The sequence below is a fragment of the Pseudomonas ficuserectae genome, assembly GCF_024584585.1.
GTDB lineage: Bacteria > Pseudomonadota > Gammaproteobacteria > Pseudomonadales > Pseudomonadaceae > Aquipseudomonas > Aquipseudomonas amygdali.
In genome coordinates this window covers 1,930,600-1,951,954 of the sequence record NZ_CP085684.1, presented here as the reverse complement: position 1 = coordinate 1,951,954, position 21,355 = coordinate 1,930,600, and the positions used below count along the sequence as shown (strand labels likewise).

Genomic DNA, 21,355 nt, shown 5'->3' with positions numbered 1-21,355 from the left:
ATGCAGCGCGGAGCGCTTATTGCACCTTCCCTCTCAGCGCCTTCACCTCTTCACGCACATCCACCGGCGTTGCAACATCTGCTGCAATGGGCGAACCCGCGACCAGCACCACACGCGACCAGAGGCGACGGAACAGGGTCTTGCTCGGGTCACGGCTGAAAAAGCTGCCCCACAACCCTTGTAGTGCCAGCGGAATGACCGGCACCGGGGTTTCCTCAATGATGCGGCTCATGCCGCTCTTGAAGCCGCTGATCTCGCCGTCGGTGGTCAGCTTGCCTTCCGGGAAGATGCACACCAGCTCGCCTTCGGCGAGGTACTGAGCGATGCGCTTGAACGATTGCTCGTAGATGTCCATGTCCTCGTTGCGCCCGGCAATCGGGATGGTCCCGGCCGTGCGGAAGATAAAGTTGAGGACCGGCAACTGGTAGATCTTGTAATACATAACAAAACGGATCGGCCGCCGCACTGCACCGGCAATCAGCAACGCATCGACAAAGGACACATGGTTGCAGACCCGCAGCGCTGCGCCCTCATCTGGTATCCGGTTCAAATCGCGATGCTCGACGCGGTACATGGAATGGCCCAGCAGCCAGATCATGAAGCGCATGGTGAACTCGGGGACGATTTTGAAGATGTAGATATTGACGGCGATGTTCATCAGCGACACCGCCAGAAACAGCTGCGGAATCGACAGTTTGGCGAAGCTCAGCAGCAGAATCGAAACAATCGCCGAAACCACCATGAACAGCGCGTTGAGGATGTTGTTGGCAGCAATGACCCGTGAGCGCTCTTTCACCGGTGTTCGCGACTGGATCAGGGCGTACAACGGCACGATATAGAAGCCGCCGAACACGCCAATGCCCAAAATATCGAACAACACCAGCCAGCCCTGCCCGTAGGAAAGGACCGCCAGCCAGTCGTTGGCCTGCACGTTCTGCGGGAAACCACCGGAATGCCACCACAGCAACAGACCGAAAATCGTCAGCCCCATCGAGCCAAACGGCACCAGCCCGATCTCGACCTTATGCCCGGATAACCGCTCGCAAAGAAGCGAGCCCAGCGCGATACCAATGGAGAACACGGTCAGGATCAGCGTGACGACCGTTTCGTCGCCGTACATCCACTCTTTCGCGTAAGCGGGGATCTGCGTCAGGTAGATAGCACCGACAAACCAGAACCACGAGTTGCCGACAATCGAGCGCGAGACTGCGGGCGTCTGTCCAAGCCCCATGCGCAGGGTCGCCCATGACTGGGTGAAAATATTCCAGTTGAGTTTCATCTCGGGCGAGGCGGCAGTCGCGCGCGGAATACCGAAGCTGGCAACGAACCCCAGGCAGGCGACCAGCACGATAGCGGCCGCAACAATCCAGGCATAGTGCGCAGAAGACATCATTACGCCAGCACTGATGGTGCCGGCCAGAATCGCCAGAAAGGTGCCCATCTCGACCAGCGCGTTGCCACCGACCAGTTCACTCTCGCGCAGGTGCTGGGGCAGGATCGAATATTTGACCGGCCCGAACAGCGCTGAATGCGTGCCCATGGCGAACAGCGCCGCCAGCATCAATTCAAGGTGATCGAACAGAAAGCCCGCAGCCCCGACCGCCATTATGACGATCTCGCCGAACTTGATAATGCGGATCAGCGTGTCCTTGGGGTACTTCTCGCCGAACTGCCCGGCCAGCGCCGAGAACAGGAAGAACGGCAGGATGAACAGCAAGGCACACAGATTGACATAGATCGAACGATCCCCGTCGATGCTCAGCTTATAGAGGATGGCGAGGATCAATGACTGCTTGAAAATATTGTCATTGAACGCCCCGAGGGACTGCGTGATGAAAAACGGCAGGAAACGGCGTTTCCCGAGCAAGCTGAATTGTGACTGTTGGCTCATCGTCCGTGGTCCTGAGAGGCTGTTGACCGGAGCATGTCACTCCGGCAAGTGCGCCATTGAAGACGTTAAGCAGGCATATGTCGATAGTGCTGTTGCTTCTACCGGCTCACGATGCGAAGCCTGTCAAACCAAACGCTACTCTTTGCGTCGTGCCAACCCTGATACGACAGCCACGAACAGCAAGCTGAAGCCCCATCCCGCGAGTATCTCGACCCACATTACAAAACGCACCAGGCGCTTGGCACTGAAGAATCCCCACAGCTCTGCAAAAATATTCGCCTTCGGGGTTTCAATCAACGGAGCCCAGTCTTTTTCCTGGTGCAGGTCCACCAGCGGGAGCAGCAAATCAAGAGAGAATGCAAGTGGGCTGAAGCCGGTATAGGCCTCTGGCAGCTCAGCGCAGAGATACCAGTTACCTGTATCGGATGGCTCTTGCCCTGTGGGTGAGGCCGGAGGCATGCATGACGCATACTTTTCGTTTTGAAAAACAAGCGGGTCGCTTGGAGCAAAAATTGCGCCTTCGTTAGCGGCCAGCCAATAGATGCCTGAACACACTAACCAGACACTACAAACGAACGTAACAGCAGCATCGGTCTGTAACCGTATCCCGTCAGAAAGCCGTACATAACATGCAGGAAGGTCATCAGCTTTTTGTAGAACCAGCGCCGCAAAGGATTCCAGCGCTTAGGGCCTTGGCCGATCAAACCGGCAGCGCGAAGGCGCTTTTCGAACTCTATGCCTACCTGACGAGCCTCTTCAGCATGGCCCATTTCATCAAGAACACTTTGCAGATGTCGCCAGGGCTGAGGGCGAAACTCCTTTACACCATATTCGTGGGAAACAGGCGTGCTTTGCTTGTTCAGCCACTCCAGACGACCCTCGATCGACATTTCAGCATGGACATTTATGAACCCATAGACAAAGCCATTGATATCCAAACTCCTGCCCCAAGATTGCTTATCATCGTCCAGAGATCCCGATCGAGCACCGGCAAAAGAGACAGACTCTAACGACTCCTCCAGACCACGTAGAATCAGCGTCCCCTTGATATTGATTCGATCAGCGTCTAGCGTCCCAATGCATTTGGCATTGCTTATTACAAGATCCCCTCCGACTTGAGCATTTTGCAGATTAACCCTCCCCCAAGCACTGAACCTACGATCCAGCGATACCGACTCGGAGATTACTGCATCGTCCATGCGAAAAGCGTCACCGCTCGGCCACTCGAACTGACCGCCGCTACACCTTAGCTCTCCGTAAACTCTGGCACCGACAAAACGCACACCACCGCTAGCAGAAAAACCATCACTCAGAAAGACGCTGCCTCTGACAATAATTCTGTCGGCCAGCAAAGCCCAGTCTTCAGATGCCGTGAATGTGGCGCTTGCACAATTAAGTTGCCCCTTTATCTGAGCACCGCCCAAGCTCACGTTACCATTGGCCACGAAACCATCACATAGATGGATATCCCCCCCACAAACAACGCCCTCAGCTGTAAGTGCAGTAGCGTCAATACCGTCCAAATTTGCACTCGAAAAACTGATCTGACCTTTTACGCGTGCTTCGTCGAGATCAACCAGGCCGTAAGAACTGACACTGTTTAGTGAAAAAAAACCCTCTACTTGAACACGTCCCGCGCGCATGCCGTTTAGCCTTGATCCGTGAAAAATCAAGGAGTGCGAGAATTTGGCGTCTGTCAGTAAAGTTTTAAGCTGTAAGTGGCAGTAGGTGATCGACAGCGATACGGGCACGACTGACGAACTCAAATTTAGGCCACCTTGAATGTAAGCGCCTACAAGCCGGACACCACATTCGTGCACAGGAGCAGCTTTATCCTCGCCCAAAGACAGAAAACGCAAAAAGCCTGCTCGAATAGTGTTTGTTGGAGTAGGATCTTCGGGTACGTCTAGACCTATCTTCGCTATCGTCCCCAAACTGCAACAATTCAACAACACCTGCTCAGCTGGTTGGAGTGGGGTGAATTCATGCAATGAGCGGCCATGGGCTTTCATTTTAACTCCCTGTACTTGTGCACGATGCTGTACTAAGCAGTGGCGCGCATTGATCAAAGACCCCGGATAATAGATACAAGGCCAGTAGCCATCAATCTATAATTAGGGAAGGTCTGAAGTAGCCGGATGTTTTCCGGCTACCGAGTCCTCAGCACTTTTCAAAAAACGATGCATGTCGAAATTTGCTCAATTATCTTCGCTTTTTAGCTCTTTCGGCCGCTGCAAAGCCTTTTGCGGTAACCATTTCCTGCATTACACGCGCACCTCTCCTGCGCTCGCCAACAAATGTCGGCGGGCCATCCACAGGTTTGACAGGGCGAACAACGTCACCATCTGCGCGGTGTTCTTGGCCAAGCCCCGAAAGCGCACTTTTTCATAGCCAAACTGGCGTTTGATGACCCGAAACGGATGCTCGACCTTGGCGCGAACCTGGGCCTTGGCCTTCTCGATTTTGCGGATCGCCTTGTACAAAATACTGCGTTTTCCGTGCTTTTTGTAAGTGCTGCGGCGGGCGGCAATCTGCCAAATGACCTTGCGCCCAGCGTGTTCTTCGCGCTTCTCGACCCCGGTGTAACCTGCGTCGGCGCAGACTACGTTTTCCTCGCCGTGCAGCAGTTTGGCAACCTGCGTGACGTCTGCCACATTGGCCGCTGTTACTACCACGCTGTGCACCAGGCCTGACTCGTCGTCGGCGCCGATGTGAGCCTTGGCGCCGAAATAGTACTGGTTACCTTTCTTGGTTTGATGCATCTCAGGATCGCGTTTGCCATCCTTGTTCTTGGTCGAACTGGGCGCGTGAATCAGCGTGGCATCGACGATGGTGCCTTGACGCAACGACAAGCCACGGTCGCCCAGATAACCATTAATTACGCCGAGAATCCCGGTCGCCAACTCGTGCTTTTCCAGCAGACGACGGAAGTTGAGAATGGTGGTTTCGTCTGGAATTCGCTCCAGGCTCAGGCCTGAAAACTGACGCAGGATGGTCGTCTCATACAGCGCTTCTTCCATCGCCGGATCGCTGTAGCCGAACCAGTTCTGCATCAGATGAACACGCAGCATCGCCATCAGTGGGTAGGCGGGCCGGCCACCTTCTCCTTTTGGATAATAGGGCTCAATCAGGGCAATCAAACCTTTCCAGGGCACCACCTGATCCATCTCGATCAGGAACAATTCCTTACGGGTCTGCTTGCGCTTGCCGGCATACTCGGCGTCGGCGAAGGTCATCTGTTTCATCATCGAAAAGCTCGGCGACTGGTGTCCGGAGATTTTGCCAAATTAGGAAGTCTTTTTCAGAGTTTCCTTAGAGCTCAACTCTCCCCTCACTGCGACACCCCGCCACGCTCGACCTTGGTCGACAAAGACGAAGCGCGGCCATCGTGCGAGACTGCGCGCTATCGATACGGTGTGGAATTTCATATGTCGCTGTCCAGCGGGCTGATTGCGGCCGTTGCCTTGTCCTATATGGCCATCATGTTTGCTATCGCCTTTTACGGCGACCGCTACAGCGCATCGCTGCGCCCGAGCATGCGCGCCTGGGTCTACAGCCTGTCGCTGGCGGTGTATTGCACCAGCTGGACGTTTTTCGGTGCGGTGGGTCAGGCCGCCGAACAGCTGTGGTCGTTCCTGCCGATTTATCTGGGGCCTATCGTGCTGATGGTGCTGGCACCATGGGTGCTGCAGAAGATGGTGCTGATCAGCAAGCAGGAGAACATCACCTCCATTGCCGACTTCATCGCGGCACGCTACGGCAAGTCCCAGTCACTGGCGGTCATGGTCGCGCTGATTTGCCTGATCGGCATGCTGCCGTATATCGCGCTGCAACTGAAAGGCATCGTGCTGGGCGTGAATATCCTGATCGGTGCCGTGGCTGATTCCACCGGCACCCGCGCTCAGGACACCGCGCTGGTGGTGTCGCTGATTCTGGCGTTGTTCACCATCGTCTTCGGCGCACGCAATCTGGATGTGACTGAACACTATCGCGGTATGGTGCTGGCTATTGCTTTCGAAGCGCTGGTCAAGCTGTTCGCGTTCATGGCAGTCGGCGTGTTTGTCACGTTCGGCCTGTACGACGGATTCGACGACCTGTTCAATCAGGCCAAACTTGCGCCACGCCTCGAGGAATACTGGAAGGACACGATCAACTGGCCGTCGATGTTCGTGCAGACCGGTGTGGCGATGATGGCGATTGTCTGCCTGCCCCGACAGTTTCACGTCACGGTGGTCGAAAACATCGAGCCTCAGGACCTGAATCTCGCCAAATGGGTGTTCCCGGCCTATCTGGCACTGGCGGCATTGTTCGTCGTGCCGATTGCGCTGGCCGGACAAATGCTGCTGCCCGCGTCCATGCTGCCCGACTCGTTCGTGATCAGTCTGCCACTGGCGCACGCTCACCCGTCACTTGCCCTGCTGGCCTTCATCGGCGGCGCATCGGCGGCAACCGGTATGGTGATCGTCGCCTGCGTGGCGTTGTCGACGATGATATCCAACGACATGCTGCTGCCCTGGCTGTTAAGGCGCAAAAACACAGAGCGGCCGTTCGAAGCGTTTCGTCACTGGATGCTCTCGGTAAGGCGCATCAGCATTGTGATGATTCTCCTGCTGGCCTATGTCAGCTACCGGATGCTGGGCTCAACGGTCAGCCTGGCGACTATCGGGCAGATTGCCTTCGCCGCGATCACCCAGTTGGCACCGGCCATGTTCGGTGCGCTGTACTGGAAGCAGGCTAACCGGCGTGGTGTCTTTGCAGGCCTGGCGGCGGGGATCTTCATCTGGTTCTACACCTTGGTATTGCCGGTCGCGGCGCATGGCATGGGCTGGTCGCTGAGCAATTTCCCGCTACTGTCCTGGCTGCACAGCAACCCGTTCGACCTGCCGATCTCACCGATGACTCAGGGCGTGGTGCTGTCGATGGCCGGCAACTGCACGCTGTTCGCCTGGGTGTCGATGTTGTCGCGCACCCGAGTGGCGGAGCACTGGCAGGCAGGTCGTTTCATTGGCCAGGAAACCCAGGGGCGCGACTTCAGCCGACCGCTGCTCGCCGTCCAGATAGAAGACCTGCTCAACCTCTCGGCGCGCTTTGTTGGTGAAGACCGGGCGCGTCAGAGCTTCATTCGCTTCGCCAACAGACAAGGCAAGGGTTTCAACCCCAGTTTGAATGCCAACGGAGAGTGGATCGCGCACACCGAGCGGCTGCTGGCTGGCGTGCTCGGCACTTCCTCGACCCGCGCCGTGGTCAAGGCTGCTATTGAAGGGCGCGACATGCAGCTGGAAGACGTCGTACGCATCGCCGACGAAGCGTCCGAAGTCTTGCAGTTCAACCGTGCGCTGTTGCAGGGGGCCATCGAAAACATTACCCAGGGCATCAGTGTGGTGGATCAGTCCTTGAGGCTGGTGGCCTGGAATCGCCGCTACCTCGAGCTGTTCAATTACCCCGAAGGCCTGATTGGCGTCGGCCGGCCGATTGCCGACATCATTCGCTACAACGCCGAACGTGGGCTGTGTGGGCCGGGTGAGGCCGAAGTGCATGTAGCGCGACGCCTGCACTGGATGCGTCAGGGCCGCGCGCACACCTCGGAGCGGCTGTTCCCCAACGGGCAGGTGATCGAGCTGATCGGCAATCCGATGCCCGGCGGCGGTTTCGTCATGAGTTTCACCGACATCACCGCGTTTCGTGCCGCCGAACAGGCCCTTAAAGGCGTCAATGAAAGCCTTGAGCAGCGTGTCGCCGCACGTACCCATGAGTTGTCGCAGCTCAATCAGGCGCTGACCGAGGCCAAGGGCACCGCCGAAGCCGCCAACGAATCGAAAACCCGCTTTCTGGCCGCCGTCAGCCATGACCTGATGCAGCCGCTGAATGCTGCAAGGCTGTTTTCCGCTGCGCTGTCGCATCAGCAGGACGGAATTTCCAGCGACGCCCAGCAATTGGTCCAGCATCTGGACAGCTCGTTGCGTTCTGCCGAAGACCTGATCAGCGACCTGCTGGACATCTCGCGCCTGGAAAACGGCAAGATCACCCCGGACCGCCAACCATTCCCGCTCAACGCGCTGTTTGACACCCTGGGCGCCGAATTCAAAGCGCTGGCCCAGGAGCAAGGTCTGAATTTTCGTGTCAGAGGCACTTCACTGCGCGTCGACAGCGACATCAAGCTATTGCGCCGGGTCCTGCAAAACTTCCTGACCAATGCTTTCCGCTATGCCAAAGGCCCTATTCTGCTGGGTGTCAGGCGTTACGGCGACAGCCTGAGCCTTGAGGTCTGGGACCGCGGGCCAGGCATCCCCGAAGACAAGCGCCAGGTGATCTTCGAAGAATTCAAACGCCTCGACAGCCACAAGACTCACGCGGCGAAGGGGCTGGGCCTGGGGCTGGCTATTGCCGATGGTTTGTGTCGCATTCTCGAGCACCCTTTGCAGGTGCGTTCGTGGCTTGGCAAAGGCAGCGTTTTCAGCGTGCGGGTGCCACTGGCAGCAGCCCCGGCGACAATGCCCGACACGCTGCCGGATGTCAGCCGACCCGCGCTGAACGGCACGCAGGTGCTGTGTGTCGACAATGAAGACAGCATCCTGATCGGCATGAACAGCCTGCTGTCACGCTGGGGTTGTCAGGTGTGGACCGCTCGCAGTCGTCAGGAATGCGAAGCACTGCTGAACAATGGCGTCAGGCCGCAGATTGCGTTGGTGGATTACCATCTGGATGAGGGCGAGACCGGCACTGAACTGATGGCCTGGCTAAGAACACGCCTGGGGCAACCAGTGCCGGGCGTGCTGATCAGCGCTGATGGTCGTCCGGAGTTGATCGCTCAGGTGCACGCAGCAGGACTCGATTACCTGCCCAAACCGGTCAAGCCTGCAGCGCTGCGAGCGCTGCTGAGCCGGCATGTGAATCTGGACTGAGAAAGGGCTGACGGTTGTTCGCCATGCCGCGGACAACCGGATCAAAGCGGTTGCTCAATCAAACAACCAGTAGCCCAGCAATGTCAGCACCACCACCGCCAGCACAGGCCGCAAAACGCGGTAAGCCTTGGGGTTGGCGCGCTTGAACTGCTTGACCTTGCCACTGAAGCCGTCGCTGAAGCGCTTGCTGAACGCATACGCCTGATTGATCCCGCCGACCCGCTCGTCGTCCAGATTCTGCGGCGCGGTTGCGCGGCCCAGAAACGCACTGACGCTGCGGTTCACACGCGTCATGAAGCGGTTGGTCAACGGACGCTCGACGTCACAGAACAGAATCACCCGGGTCTGCGGCGTTTCATTCTTGACCCAGTGCACGTAGGTCTCGTCGAACATCACGTCCTGGCCGTCACGCCAGGCGTATTCCTTGCCATCGACAAAGATCCGGCAGTCATCGGAGTTCGGCGTGGACAGCCCCAGGTGATAACGCAAGGAACCGGCAAACGGATCGCGGTGCGGATTGAGGTGGCTGCCGCCCGGCAACAGCGCGAACATCGCGCCTTTGACGTTGGGAATGCTGTTGACCAGCTCAACGGTCTTCGGGCACAGCGCTTCGGCAGATGGCAGTGCCTTGTCATACCATTTCAGATAAAAACGCTTCCAGCCCTTCTTGAAGAACGAGCCGAAACCGGCGTCGTTATTCTTCTCGGCCGCACGAATGTAGCCTTCATCGAACAGGTGCATGGCTTCGTCGCGAATGGTTTCCCAGTTGTCCTTGAGGATATCCAGCTCAGGGAATTTGCTGCGATCCAGATACGGCTCGGACGGCACACGGGAAAACAGGTACATCAGTGCGTTGTAAGGCGCGAACAGTGCCGAATGGTTGACGAACTGCCGCAACAGGGGCAGCCGGGCCCGACCGCGCAAATGAACGTACAGCGTGCTGCCCAGAAACAGCATCAGGATCGATGCCTTGGCAACAAATGAAAGGGTCATGAAGCTCTCCTTGAAGCGGGCAGATAACGCCAAACGTCACGCGGGCAGTACTGATGCATGATTCTGAATGAAAGACCGCAAGCACCGGACGAACAGAGATAATCGTCCGGCGACGCGTAAGCTGGCCATCATAAACCCTTGCGTTGCCCGCATGAAGTGCACACTTGCGAAGATGTGTTACTGAGAAAGCTCCTGATCGGTAAACAGGTCGCTGAACAGCATGCTGGACAGGTAACGTTCGCCAGAGTCAGGCAGGATCACCACGATAGTCTTGCCCTGCATCTCCGGTTTTTCAGCCAGACGGACGGCCGCCGCCATGGCTGCTCCGCACGAGATACCGCAAAGGATGCCCTCTTCCTGCATCAAGCGCCGGGCCATGGCCTTGGATTCTTCATCGGTGACACGCTCTACGCGGTCCACAATCGACAGGTCGAGGTTTTTCGGAATGAAACCGGCACCGATGCCTTGAATCTTGTGCTGGCTGGGCTTGATCTCTTCACCGGCCATCGCCTGGGTGATAATCGGCGAACCGTCCGGCTCGACCGCAACCGACAGGATCGGCTTGCCTGCGGTGTGCTTGATGTAGCGGGAAATACCGGTGATAGTCCCGCCAGTCCCGACGCCTGCCACCAGTACGTCGATAGCGCCGTCGGTGTCCGCCCAGATTTCGGGGCCGGTGGTCTTTTCATGGATGGCCGGGTTGGCCGGGTTCTCGAACTGTGCGGGCATGAAATATTTTTCCGGATCGCCCGCCAGCAGCTCTTCTGCCTTGGCAATCGCGCCTTTCATCCCCTTTGCCGGTTCAGTCAACACCAGTTCGGCACCCAACGCCTTGAGTACCTTGCGACGTTCTATGCTCATGGAAGCGGGCATGGTGAGCATCAATTTGTAACCACGAGCGGCGGCAACGAATGCCAGGCCAATCCCGGTATTGCCCGAGGTCGGTTCGACGATGGTCATGCCGGGCTTGAGTTTGCCGCTGCTTTCAGCGTCCCAGATCATGTTGGCGCCGATACGGCACTTGACGGAGTAGCCCGGATTACGCCCCTCGATCTTGGCCAGAATCGTGACACCGCGTGGCGCAATACGATTGATCTGCACCAACGGCGTATTACCGATGGAATGGGCGTTATCAGCGTAGATACGACTCATGAAAGTGTCCTTGTGCACATCGGTTAAAGACCCAAAGCCTATGCCGCCAGCCCTGGGGCGTCCAGTCTGACCGAACGGATGACCGCGTGCGTAGTCAATCCCTCATTGAAACAGGAGACTCATGTCATGAAACGTCGCTACAGCTGGCCGCTATGGACCCTGGCCGCTCTGGTAGTTCTGCTGATCGCGATCAATATCGCCTTGCCCTATCTGGTGCGCGACTATCTGAACGACAAACTGGCCGACATGGGCGACTACCGAGGTGAGATCACCGACGTAGACCTCGCGCTGTGGCGAGGGGCTTACCGGATCAAGGGACTGAAGATCGTAAAGACCGATGGCAAGGTCCCGGTGCCCTTTTTCGACGCACCGATGATCGAACTGGCTGTCAGCTGGCATTCACTCTGGTATGACCATGCAGTGGTCGCGAAAGCCCTCTTCACCGGCCCGCAGATCAACTTCGTGGACGGCGGCAGCAAGCAGAACTCGCAGACCGGTCAGGGCACCGACTGGCGTACCCAGATGGACAAGCTGCTGCCCATCACCCTCAACGAATTGCGCATCGATAACGGGCGCATCACGTTCAATAACTTCAATTCCACGCCCAAAGTAAAAATCGAGGCGGATCAGGTCAATGCCAGCATCTATAACCTGACCAATGTGGTCGACGTGGAAGGCAACCGCGATGCCGAATTCAAAGGCAAGGCACGCCTGCTGGGCCATGCCGATCTGGAAAGCACCGCCAGATTCGATCCGTTCAGCAACTTTGAAGATTTCGACTTCAAACTGCGCGCCACCGGCATTCAGCTCAAGAAGCTCAACGACTTTTCGTCGGCGTATGGCAAGTTCGACTTTAACGCCGGTGACGGCGATCTTGTGATTGAAGCGCAAGCGGATAAAGGACAGCTCAGCGGCTACATAAAGCCCCTGCTACGCAACGTGGACGTGTTCAACTGGCATCAGGACGTCGAGAACAAGGACAAGGGCGTTTTCCGCTCGATCTGGGAAGCGCTGGTCGGCACCAGCGAAACCGTGTTGAAAAACCAGCGGGAAAACCAGTTCGCCACCCGTGTCGACCTGAGCGGCAGCGTCCATCAGCAGGACATCAGCGGCTTCCAGGCGTTTCTGCAGATTCTGCGCAACGCCTTCGTACAGGCATTTAATGCGCGGTATGAGAGCAGCAAGGGGTCTTAGTGGTTTTTTTTATCCACGGAATAAACGCCCCGCTCCTCGGCGGCATGTGCCTGTTGCTGCAATGCATCCCAGCCCAGGCAAGCCAGCGCAAGGGTACGTGGCGTAGCTTCGCGAGAGTTGCTGTAGCGAGTGATACTGCGAGGGCTGACACCCAACGCCTGTGCGGCCTTAGCCAAGGGCAAACCCGTGCGGGCACGCCACCCGATGAAAATACGCGTGTTTTCGTCGGTGGCAGCTTGAGCCTGAGCGTCGAGATACAGGGTATCCGCACCGATCTGGATATCCAGTTCCGGCCATTCAACCGTCCAGCCATCATCGCCCACTTGGGCGTGGGCGAAAGCTTCAGCAGCAATCAAGGGTCGTAATCCCGGAAAAGCCTGCACATCAGCGCTCATGTCGAGGACGAATTGTTGATCGTCGATGAATGTCAGGGCCAGCCGGTATCCGGACTGCGCCTGAACATCCTTGAGCCGGGGTCGTTTCATGGATGCCATCGTTTCCACTCCTCCATCAGTTCGTCGCGGTGAATTCGTATCCATTCGAGAGCTTCCTTAAGCACAACAGTCGGGGCATGTCCGCGCATGGGCTCTACGAGCTCAAGGCAAATCAGTACATCCAGACCACCAACGGTCAGATGCACATGCGGCGGCAGGTGGTCTTTTTCCCTCAACTGAATCCTGTATTTATCCCTGAATCTGTATTTAGTCGACATGAAGTGTATGGTATAGCCAAATTAGCCATACAGAAAGCAGCGTTACAATTTCGACCCGGTCACTGCGTGACGCCCCATTCAAGAACTAAACAAGGGATACGATAGAGAGCCTTATAAACCGGGGCTTTCAGCGGCGTTACGTACTGCTGTTGTGCACCTGTGCCGCTGGCCTGTGCCCCAATTCTGAATAAGGAACTGCGCCTATAGTGGCATTATAGAATTGCAGCACAGAACGCCCACGGCTAAAGTGCGCGATCTAATTAAGCATTCAACAGGGAACACACATGCGCGTCGTCGGATGGATACTTACAGTACTGGGCTGTCTCTGGGCTTTCTCCGGCATAACCAGAATCTTAGCTGCGTTCACTGGCTACTCAGCGGCGAGTGTAGTGTCGCAACTGATTATAGGGCTGTTGACGCTGGGGCTGGCGTGGCTGGCGATATGGGGCGGCGGCAAGCTACGTGCGAAAGCGAATAAGGCATCGGCCTAATCACGCTGCTTGTCCAGACTCTCCGTGGTTGGTTAACTCCCTGTGCAGGGCCTCGCGGGTGTTGCGTAGCCAGTGTATCGCCTCGGCCTTCTGGTCAGCGGGGAATGACCGGGCAGCCCGTCTCCCGTTGACACCTATTTCACAGCGCCAACGGTTCCGCACAGCCCAGTAGCTCAAACCCTTTACGCCGCTACGGTTGTGCCGGGCAAGCTTCTGGTTCTGCGTGTTCTGCGCAACACTGCAAAGGCGCAAGTTCAGTGGGTCATTATTCGCCCTGTTGCCGTCGCGGTGGTCCACCAGCGCCGGACCAGGGTCCACGCCGTAGTAAAGGGCAAACGCTACACGGTTCGCCCGCAGGGAAACGCCACGGCAGCGAACTTGATAGTAACCACGGCCATTAGAGCTGCCTGCTATTGTCCCTGCTTTTCGGCTACTGTTCGGACGCTCAACCCACCGCAGGCCGGTAGGCGACGTACTGTCTATGGCAAGATGCTTGCGAATCCACTCCAGCGGTATTGGATGATGGTTCATGGATAAACCTGTATTGCAGGCAGCCGCGTACCACCCCTGCATGTAGGGTGATGGCGGCTAGTGCTTCGGCGTGCTGCATCCAGGCTACTGGAGCCATCGTTTACAGCGTTATGAAAGCGGTGCGGAGTACCTGCAAGCTCGCCATCAATCACTGCCTGAGCAGCCAGCAGTGCCACCTCAGATGCTGCCACAAGGGCCTTGCACGGCAACAAAGTGGTGCCCTGCTGTGGTGTGGTGGCTTCGCCGTAGAGGACTGCGGCTTGGGTATCGACCTGTACCACGCTATTCCCGACACGGATGCTCAGCGGGGCGTGTCGCTGACCGAAACTCTTTAGGCCTTCGGGATAGATAGCAAATCCTGCAAGTGCAGCCACTTGTTCAAGGTCCTGATGCTGCAGATCAGCAGGCGCAATTCCTGCCTGTGCCAAGGTCATCAGACCACGACCGGCAGCGACGGTATTCAACTCCGATGCAGCGGCGGCATTGATCGTTTCCCTGATCATCAAATCCAGCGCGACTGCCGCCAATGTCTTGTTGCTGGCCTCGGCAGCGTCTTTCACTACACCAACGCCAACAACATCACGGATGGCAAGTACGTCTAGGGAAACTCTGAAAAAGACTTCCTAATTTGGCAAAATCTCCGGACACCAGTCGCCGAGCTTTTCGATGATGAAACAGATGACCTTCGCCGACGCCGAGTATGCCGGCAAGCGCAAGCAGACCCGTAAGGAATTGTTCCTGATCGAGATGGATCAGGTGGTGCCCTGGAAAGGTTTGATTGCCCTGATTGAGCCCTATTATCCAAAAGGAGAAGGTGGCCGGCCCGCCTACCCACTGATGGCGATGCTGCGTGTTCATCTGATGCAGAACTGGTTCGGCTACAGCGATCCGGCGATGGAAGAAGCGCTGTATGAGACGACCATCCTGCGTCAGTTTTCAGGCCTGAGCCTGGAGCGAATTCCAGACGAAACCACCATTCTCAACTTCCGTCGTCTGCTGGAAAAGCACGAGTTGGCGACCGGGATTCTCGGCGTAATTAATGGTTATCTGGGCGACCGTGGCTTGTCGTTGCGTCAAGGCACCATCGTCGATGCCACGCTGATTCACGCGCCCAGTTCGACCAAGAACAAGGATGGCAAACGCGATCCTGAGATGCATCAAACCAAGAAAGGTAACCAGTACTATTTCGGCGCCAAGGCTCACATCGGCGCCGACGACGAGTCAGGCCTGGTGCACAGCGTGGTAGTAACAGCGGCCAATGTGGCAGACGTCACGCAGGTTGCCAAACTGCTGCACGGCGAGGAAAACGTAGTCTGCGCCGACGCAGGTTACACCGGGGTCGAGAAGCGCGAAGAACACGCTGGGCGCAAGGTCATTTGGCAGATTGCCGCCCGCCGCAGCACTTACAAAAAGCACGGAAAACGCAGTATTTTGTACAAGGCGATCCGCAAAATCGAGAAGGCCAAGGCCCAGGTTCGCGCCAAGGTCGAGCATCCGTTTCGGGTCATCAAACGCCAGTTTGGCTATGAAAAAGTGCGCTTTCGGGGCTTGGCCAAGAACACCGCGCAGATGGTGACGTTGTTCGCCCTGTCAAACCTGTGGATGGCCCGCCGACATTTGTTGGCGAGCGCAGGAGAGGTGCGCGTGTAATGCAGGAAATGGTTACCGCAAAAGGCTTTGCAGCGGCCGAAAGAGCTAAAAAGCGAAGATAATTGAGCAAATTTCGACATGCATCGTTTTTTGAAAAGTGCTGAGGACTCGGTAGCCGGAAAACATCCGGCTACTTCAGACCTTCCCTAAGCCTGCCATCAATGTACTGCGGGACAGACTAGGTTCCTGACGACGGATTGCGCCTGCGGTAGCGGGTTCCTGACGAGCGTTTAATGCTCGCAGCGCCCTGATAATCATGGCTTGGCCGACAGGTTTGCGTCCGCCAGCGAGGTAGTTTGATTTCATCTTGCTGTACTCCTTGAAATACGTGAGGTGCCAAAACGGCAAAAGGAAACACCAGACACGCCGAGGCCTCCGGACTAGTGGTGATGGGTTTAATGCAAGTTGTCCACAGGACAAAGGTGATTGCCGTGGTAGTACAGGAACGGGCGTAAAGCGGGGAAGTGCGGCGATTAATGCTGGCGCTTTCGCGGGATGCTTGAACGAGCTTGCGAATGCAGAGGGCGCGCTGATCGGGTTCTAATATGAAACGTGATCGGGCTTTGGTCTAGGTGGTGCCGTGGTATCCAGAACGTCCGACTGGACACCACTCGCCCTGCCATGACTCAGATGCACCAGTACGACGCAGAGGCAGAGAGATAGGGGTTCTCTCTTCATCAGTATGTGATATCTACCAATCAGCCCGAACCGGGAGGAACTTCCGTTAGGCCATCCGGCCCAGTTCATAGCCTTTGCGTTCTTACCTACGTATGTCACTTCAAACCGGACATGGTGTGCGGAGTGCCAATGACTGGTCAGGCTGCAGCACAGGCGCGCTTAACCGACGCAATCGAGATGCTGAAATGCTCGGCAGTCGCCTTGATACTGGCACCTTGGGCAACGCGCCACGCGCTAACCTGTGCATCGTCTATCACCTTTTCGCGACCCAGGGCCTTGCCCTCAGCCTTGGCGCGCTCAATGCCTGCCATCTGCCGGGCCTTGATGTTAGACCGCTCCAGCTCAGCCACAGCAGCCAGCATGGTGAGCATCGCTTTGCCCATAGGCGTACCCAGGTCGAAGCCCTCGCGCTTGGAAATGATGCTTACGCCCTTCGCCTGCAATACCTCTACAGTGTTCAGCACGTCCAGTGTATCGCGCCCCAAGCGGTCTACAGCGCTCACCACGAGCGTATCACCACGACGTACGTACGCTACAAGGGCAGCAAAGCCAGGACGATCCAAGGCCTTCACAGCGCCAGATACACCGCTGTCCTCGTACCACTCCTCTACGTTGTATGTATCGGACAGCCCGTGCTTTTGGGCATCGACACTTTGGTCGTGAGTGGAGACGCGCACATATCCGATGGTAGCCATGATGAAATCCTGAGTGGGTGGCCTGAGTAGCTCAGAACCTATGGCTCACATAGTGCTGGGTAGCTCAAATTAAGTCAACACCTTTGAGCTACATTATCGCAGTCGTTTGTGCATAGCTCACAGCGTGTACCATTTGAGCTAGCTGGAAGCATGCAGCGCTTGTAGACATAGCCCATCACACATTGATAGCGTTAGGTCGTCATCACATGAGTGGTGGCTTTCTAAGGAGAGAACACGATGGCTGAGGTAGCGTACTTCTACATTTATAAAGACGAAAAGAAGGAATGGCGCTGGAGATTCAAGGCCAAGAACGCAAAGATCATCGCAGTAAGCTCTGAGAGTTATCACAACCTGAAAGACTGTGAATACTCTATCACCCTCCTAAATGATCAGGGTCCGACTGCGCCAGTCATAGGTGATGACGACTACGATGCAGCCAGAAAGTAATTAGGTACAGGCCCATCACCAGTAGATGGGCCATCGCTAATCAAACTCCCGGTGGTTGAGAGGATGCTCGCTGGCTGTAGCGCCCCACGGGGTAAGACGGCGTGACCGAATTGGAGAAGCCCTAGCGCACGAAGGCAGCATTTTTAGGCCGTGTATAGAACTCCGCATCCTGATTCAGCCCAGTAGGTTGCGTACCGCTGCCAGCAATGCCCTAGGTCGGTCGAGCGGTGCGCTCCCGCCGTATATACTCGTTGCCCTTGAGCCTTTGCTCGTATGTCCAAGCACTGCTCCCACCTCTTCGCCTGACGCACCAACTGCACGTAACAGGTCAGCGCAGGTATGCCGGAGGCTGTACAGGCTCAATCCCTCGGGATGTCCCCGTAATCCAATACGAACGGCTGCGCTTAGTCGCGTAACACGTTGTCTACCGCGCCGCTCCCTCTGGTGCTTCGTCGCATTCTCCGGCAGGTCCACTGCCGCTAGGACAAGCTTGAATGCTGCGATGTCATCATCGTGCACCGGCAAGTCTCTCCGGCTTGCAGAGTTCTTTGCACCTGACAACCCAGCACGGAACACCAGCTCACGCTTGCCGAGAATGTCTACACGTTCTGATAGCGCGTCTAACCCCTCTTGCAACAGCTCTATCGGGCGTAGGCCATACCGAACAAGCAACCGCGCTGCTGTCGCATCCACTTCATCGCCGCGAGCAGTCAGGCTCTTGTGCACATTGTCTAGAACATCCAGCGGCATGGGGCCCCTCGCCTCTTTGGAAAGGCCAGCCCCTGCCCTGACAGCTCTTGCGACTGCACCAGTCCTAGGCAAAGAGATGCCACTCCACCCCGGCAGCTCACGCAGGATTGTGATCAACCCCGCTGCTTGTGTATGCACTGAACTTGCCTTACCACCGCTGGCGAGCTTTCCCTCGGCGTACTGCATGATGCGCTGCACTTGTTCCGCCTGGGTACTGGGCCAGCTGAGAACATCGCTACAAAGCTTACGCATGATGGATGCACGACCGGAGCTGACACGCTGGCAGTATCCGTCGAGAGCTTCTGCGAACTCTCCCCCTGTCCGGTGATCGCCATCAACTGCGCGCTGCTGCTGAGACGCACGAACTTCCGCAGCCACGGGAGGCGCAGCTAGCGGCATAGGGGAGCCGTCACGCACTGCGCGTATTGCCTTGAGTGCGGCCATAGCTTCCAACGGGTGGTATTTAGCTGCGTCCATATGCGTACCATCTGCAACCGCCTGCCACGCCCTCTCCTGCCACTCCAGCTCAGCCTGCCAACTTTTAGCTAAGCGCTGTCCTCTTGGGTGCATTGCCTGCACTGCGGCCAATGTGACGCGCTCTACAACAGCCTGTAAGCCACTCAGAACTGCATTGGCATCTACGCCCGGCAACTCGTCGCCTATCGGTCTGACATCGCCACAGTGCCCCTGCACTGCCTGAGCACATATATTGTCGAACTCTACTGACACCTGTCGTGCAAGCCTCAGCGCCTCTGCCCTATCAGCAGTGCCAAGCGCCTTACGAAACTCAGCACGTCCAACAATGAGAGCCACATCAGCAGGAAACCTGCGTCGGTAGTGATACCGTCCGTCGCGTCGGGACAAGTAGGACATTCGTCTTTCTCCGGGGCACGTGTCACGGTCGTGTGTTGGCGGCTTGTGGACCATGCGGAACCTGAATATCGGGGCATGTGTCACAATCTGAATTCGCTATAAGCCTTATTCTACAAGGCTTGGAGCCGACCGAATGGTTTTTAAGTGTACCCATGAGTCAAGAACTGAATGAGGCGTCTGCGTTCACAGCCGTCCGGCAGCCACGTTATAGTTCCGGCATTGCTTGCCCCTGTTACGGTGTGCGCACCGACAGGCTGCGCCTACCCACGTGAAAAGGATTGATCATGAAGTTCGAAGGTACCCCGGCATACGTCGCCACTGACGATCTCAAGCTGGCGGTCAACGCGGCAATCACGCTGGAGCGTCCGCTGTTGGTCAAGGGCGAGCCCGGCACCGGTAAGACCATGCTGGCTGAGCAACTGGCCGAGTCCTTTGGCGCGAAGCTGATCACCTGGCACATCAAGTCCACCACCAAGGCGCATCAGGGCCTGTACGAATACGATGCCGTCAGCCGTCTGCGTGACTCGCAACTGGGCGTCGACAAAGTCCACGACGTACGTAATTACCTGAAAAAGGGCAAGCTCTGGGAAGCCTTCGAGTCCGATGAGCGGGTCATTTTGCTGATCGACGAGATCGACAAAGCCGACATCGAGTTCCCCAACGACCTGTTGCAGGAACTCGACAAGATGGAGTTCTACGTCTACGAAATCGATGAAACGATCAAGGCCAAAAAGCGCCCGATCATCATCATTACCTCCAACAACGAAAAGGAATTGCCGGACGCCTTCCTGCGTCGCTGCTTCTTCCACTACATCGCCTTCCCGGACCGTGCCACGCTGCAACGCATCGTCGACGTGCATTACCCGGACATCAAGAAAGACCTGGTGAGCGAAGCGCTGGACGTGTTCTTCGACGTGCGCAAGGTGCCTGGCCTGAAGAAGAAGCCTTCCACGTCCGAGCTGGTGGACTGGCTGAAGCTGCTGATGGCCGACAACATTGGTGAAGCCGTGCTGCGTGAGCGCGACCCGACCAAGGCGATCCCGCCGCTGGCCGGGGCGCTGGTCAAGAACGAACAAGATGTGCATTTGCTGGAGCGTCTGGCGTTCATGAGCCGCCGCGGCAACCGTTGAGCGCCTTCATCCACCCCGTTACGTAAAAGGGCGACAGCCATGCTGCTCAACCTGTTCAACGAAATGCGCGCGGCCAGAGTGCCGGTGTCTCTGCGTGAATTGCTGGACCTGATCAATGCGCTGAAACAGCGGGTTATCTTTGCCGATATCGATGAGTTCTACTTTCTTGCGCGCACGATTCTGGTCAAGGACGAGCGCCATTTCGACAAATTCGACCGGGCCTTCGGTGCGTATTTCAAAGGTCTGGAAAATCTCGACGATCATTTGCAGGCATTGATCCCCGAAGACTGGCTGCGCAAAGAGTTTGAGCGCTCGTTGAGTGACGAGGAACGCGCGCAGATTCAGTCCCTCGGCGGCCTCGACAAGCTGATCGAGGAATTCAAGAAGCGTCTGGAAGAACAGAAAGAACGCCACGCCGGTGGCAACAAATGGATCGGCACAGGCGGCACCAGCCCTTTCGGCTCGGGGGGCTATAACCCTGAAGGCATTCGTGTCGGCGACGCAGGGGAACGCAAGGGCAAGGCAGTCAAGGTGTGGGATCAGCGCGAATATAAAAACCTGGACGATCAGGTCGAGCTGGGTACGCGCAACATCAAGGTGGCCCTGCGCCGTCTGCGCAAGTTTGCCCGCCAGGGCGCTGCGGATGAACTGGACATCGACGGCACCATTGATCACACCGCTCGCGATGCGGGCCTGCTGAACATTCAGATGCGCCCTGAGCGGCGCAACACCATCAAATTATTGCTGCTGTTCGACATCGGCGGTTCGATGGACGCGCACGTCAAGATCTGCGAAGAGCTGTTCTCGGCCTGCAAGACCGAGTTCAAGCATATGGAGTATTTCTACTTCCATAATTTCATCTACGAATCGGTGTGGAAGAACAACCTGCGCCGCGGCTCGGAGCGGACCGCCACTCAAGACCTGCTGCACAAGTACGGCGCAGACTACAAAGTGATTTTCATCGGCGACGCTTCAATGGCACCGTATGAAATCACCCAGCCCGGTGGCAGCGTCGAACACTGGAATGAAGAAGCAGGCTATGTATGGATGCAGCGCTTCATGGCCAAATTCAAGAAGATCATCTGGATCAATCCCTACCCCAAGGATGCCTGGGACTACACCACGTCCACGCATATCGTGCGCGACCTGATTGAAGGACAGATGTACCCGCTAACCCTGCGCGGCCTGGAGGAAGGCATGCGTCATCTGGCGAAATAAGCATGACGGGCGCGTGCTGACTCTACGCAACGCCCGTTCTCGTTATTA

General features: G+C 56.8%; 16 protein-coding genes and 1 pseudogene. 6 read left to right on the top strand and 11 right to left on the bottom strand.

The genetic code is table 11. The features are described 5' to 3' along the window. Positions 1 to 16: 16 nt before the first annotated feature. The 3 genes and pseudogenes from LJU29_RS08610 to LJU29_RS08600 form a co-directional block, all read right to left on the bottom strand. The gene (locus tag LJU29_RS08610) at positions 17 to 1,891 is read right to left on the bottom strand and encodes an MFS transporter (protein ID WP_257112061.1); all 1,875 of its coding nucleotides are present in this window, start codon (positions 1,889 to 1,891) and stop codon (positions 17 to 19) included. Positions 1,892 to 2,026: 135 nt separating this feature from the next. Further along, positions 2,027 to 3,534, bottom strand: a pseudogene (locus tag LJU29_RS08605) (membrane-associated oxidoreductase). Positions 3,535 to 4,155: 621 nt separating this feature from the next. Continuing rightward, positions 4,156 to 5,136, bottom strand: coding sequence for an IS5-like element ISPsy2 family transposase (locus LJU29_RS08600; protein ID WP_054078085.1), 981 nt, complete (start codon positions 5,134 to 5,136; stop codon positions 4,156 to 4,158). 183 nt (positions 5,137 to 5,319) lie between these two features. On the opposite strand from LJU29_RS08600, the gene LJU29_RS08595 reads away from it, so the two are divergent. Then, the gene (locus tag LJU29_RS08595) at positions 5,320 to 8,793 is read left to right on the top strand and encodes a hybrid sensor histidine kinase/response regulator (protein WP_257112060.1); all 3,474 of its coding nucleotides are present in this window, start codon (positions 5,320 to 5,322) and stop codon (positions 8,791 to 8,793) included. A 54-nt stretch (positions 8,794 to 8,847) separates the two neighbouring features. Here LJU29_RS08595 and LJU29_RS08590 read toward each other — a convergent pair whose 3' ends face one another. Together LJU29_RS08590 and cysK are read right to left on the bottom strand one after the other, a co-directional pair. Then, positions 8,848 to 9,786, bottom strand: coding sequence for an aspartyl/asparaginyl beta-hydroxylase domain-containing protein (locus LJU29_RS08590; RefSeq protein WP_005760401.1), 939 nt, complete (start codon positions 9,784 to 9,786; stop codon positions 8,848 to 8,850). A gap of 177 nt (positions 9,787 to 9,963) precedes the next feature. Further along, a complete protein-coding gene (cysK, locus tag LJU29_RS08585; protein ID WP_057423230.1) occupies positions 9,964 to 10,938 on the bottom strand; it encodes a cysteine synthase A in 975 nt (324 codons plus the stop codon). A gap of 126 nt (positions 10,939 to 11,064) precedes the next feature. Here cysK and LJU29_RS08580 point away from each other — a divergent pair, with 126 nt between their 5' ends. Further along, on the top strand, positions 11,065 to 12,132 hold the full coding sequence (locus LJU29_RS08580) for a DUF748 domain-containing protein (RefSeq protein WP_005740961.1): 1,068 nt from the start codon (positions 11,065 to 11,067) through the stop codon (positions 12,130 to 12,132). Here LJU29_RS08580 and LJU29_RS08575 read toward each other — a convergent pair. From LJU29_RS08575 to LJU29_RS08565, 4 genes are all read right to left on the bottom strand, one after another. Further along, positions 12,129 to 12,617: a DUF2442 domain-containing protein gene (locus LJU29_RS08575; RefSeq protein ID WP_004657733.1), complete on the bottom strand. Its 489-nt coding sequence runs from the start codon at positions 12,615 to 12,617 to the stop codon at positions 12,129 to 12,131. The two genes, LJU29_RS08580 and LJU29_RS08575, sit on opposite strands and share 4 nt — an antisense overlap. Next, positions 12,614 to 12,844 (bottom strand): DUF4160 domain-containing protein, encoded by a 231-nt coding sequence (locus LJU29_RS08570; protein WP_257112058.1) that lies wholly within the window; start codon positions 12,842 to 12,844, stop codon positions 12,614 to 12,616. Before LJU29_RS08570 ends, LJU29_RS08575 begins: the two co-directional genes overlap by 4 nt. Positions 12,845 to 13,335: 491 nt before the next feature. Then, a complete protein-coding gene (locus LJU29_RS29550) occupies positions 13,336 to 13,866 on the bottom strand; it encodes an HNH endonuclease (protein WP_371321898.1) in 531 nt (176 codons plus the stop codon). Beyond that, a complete protein-coding gene (locus LJU29_RS08565) occupies positions 13,863 to 14,426 on the bottom strand; it encodes a hypothetical protein (protein ID WP_257112057.1) in 564 nt (187 codons plus the stop codon). Before LJU29_RS08565 ends, LJU29_RS29550 begins: the two co-directional genes overlap by 4 nt. A gap of 109 nt (positions 14,427 to 14,535) precedes the next feature. Between LJU29_RS08565 and LJU29_RS08560 the strand changes: the two genes are divergently transcribed. After that, complete coding sequence (locus tag LJU29_RS08560) at positions 14,536 to 15,516, top strand: IS5-like element ISPsy2 family transposase (RefSeq protein WP_054078085.1); 981 nt, start codon at positions 14,536 to 14,538, stop codon at positions 15,514 to 15,516. Positions 15,517 to 16,331: 815 nt separating this feature from the next. Here the strand turns inward: LJU29_RS08560 and LJU29_RS08555 are convergent. Next, a complete protein-coding gene (locus LJU29_RS08555) occupies positions 16,332 to 16,889 on the bottom strand; it encodes a recombinase family protein (RefSeq protein ID WP_054987943.1) in 558 nt (185 codons plus the stop codon). A gap of 237 nt (positions 16,890 to 17,126) precedes the next feature. On the opposite strand from LJU29_RS08555, the gene LJU29_RS08550 reads away from it, so the two are divergent. Further along, a complete protein-coding gene (locus LJU29_RS08550) occupies positions 17,127 to 17,336 on the top strand; it encodes a YegP family protein (RefSeq protein ID WP_024959854.1) in 210 nt (69 codons plus the stop codon). A 174-nt stretch (positions 17,337 to 17,510) separates the two neighbouring features. Here the strand turns inward: LJU29_RS08550 and LJU29_RS29310 are convergent, their stop codons facing one another. After that, positions 17,511 to 18,959: a DUF6538 domain-containing protein gene (locus LJU29_RS29310; RefSeq protein WP_306459391.1), complete on the bottom strand. Its 1,449-nt coding sequence runs from the start codon at positions 18,957 to 18,959 to the stop codon at positions 17,511 to 17,513. 284 nt (positions 18,960 to 19,243) lie between these two features. Here LJU29_RS29310 and LJU29_RS08545 point away from each other — a divergent pair, with 284 nt between their 5' ends. Both LJU29_RS08545 and LJU29_RS08540 read left to right on the top strand, forming a co-directional pair. Next, positions 19,244 to 20,089 (top strand): AAA family ATPase, encoded by an 846-nt coding sequence (locus LJU29_RS08545; protein WP_002552618.1) that lies wholly within the window; start codon positions 19,244 to 19,246, stop codon positions 20,087 to 20,089. Positions 20,090 to 20,128: 39 nt separating this feature from the next. Then, on the top strand, positions 20,129 to 21,307 hold the full coding sequence (locus LJU29_RS08540; RefSeq protein WP_004664285.1) for a vWA domain-containing protein: 1,179 nt from the start codon (positions 20,129 to 20,131) through the stop codon (positions 21,305 to 21,307). The last annotated feature ends 48 nt before the right edge of the window (positions 21,308 to 21,355 follow it).

Coding starts and splice junctions, on each gene's coding strand:
- LJU29_RS08610 (WP_257112061.1), bottom strand. CDS start 1,891: ATGAGCCAACAGTCACAATTCAGCTTGCTCGGGAAACGCCGTTTCCTG.
- LJU29_RS08600 (WP_054078085.1), bottom strand. CDS start 5,136: ATGAAACAGATGACCTTCGCCGACGCCGAGTATGCCGGCAAGCGCAAG.
- LJU29_RS08595 (WP_257112060.1), top strand. CDS start 5,320: ATGTCGCTGTCCAGCGGGCTGATTGCGGCCGTTGCCTTGTCCTATATG.
- LJU29_RS08590 (WP_005760401.1), bottom strand. CDS start 9,786: ATGACCCTTTCATTTGTTGCCAAGGCATCGATCCTGATGCTGTTTCTG.
- cysK (WP_057423230.1), bottom strand. CDS start 10,938: ATGAGTCGTATCTACGCTGATAACGCCCATTCCATCGGTAATACGCCG.
- LJU29_RS08580 (WP_005740961.1), top strand. CDS start 11,065: ATGAAACGTCGCTACAGCTGGCCGCTATGGACCCTGGCCGCTCTGGTA.
- LJU29_RS08575 (WP_004657733.1), bottom strand. CDS start 12,617: ATGAAACGACCCCGGCTCAAGGATGTTCAGGCGCAGTCCGGATACCGG.
- LJU29_RS08570 (WP_257112058.1), bottom strand. CDS start 12,844: ATGTCGACTAAATACAGATTCAGGGATAAATACAGGATTCAGTTGAGG.
- LJU29_RS29550 (WP_371321898.1), bottom strand. CDS start 13,866: ATGAACCATCATCCAATACCGCTGGAGTGGATTCGCAAGCATCTTGCC.
- LJU29_RS08560 (WP_054078085.1), top strand. CDS start 14,536: ATGAAACAGATGACCTTCGCCGACGCCGAGTATGCCGGCAAGCGCAAG.
- LJU29_RS08555 (WP_054987943.1), bottom strand. CDS start 16,889: ATGGCTACCATCGGATATGTGCGCGTCTCCACTCACGACCAAAGTGTC.
- LJU29_RS08550 (WP_024959854.1), top strand. CDS start 17,127: ATGGCTGAGGTAGCGTACTTCTACATTTATAAAGACGAAAAGAAGGAA.
- LJU29_RS29310 (WP_306459391.1), bottom strand. CDS start 18,959: ATGTCCTACTTGTCCCGACGCGACGGACGGTATCACTACCGACGCAGG.
- LJU29_RS08545 (WP_002552618.1), top strand. CDS start 19,244: ATGAAGTTCGAAGGTACCCCGGCATACGTCGCCACTGACGATCTCAAG.
- LJU29_RS08540 (WP_004664285.1), top strand. CDS start 20,129: ATGCTGCTCAACCTGTTCAACGAAATGCGCGCGGCCAGAGTGCCGGTG.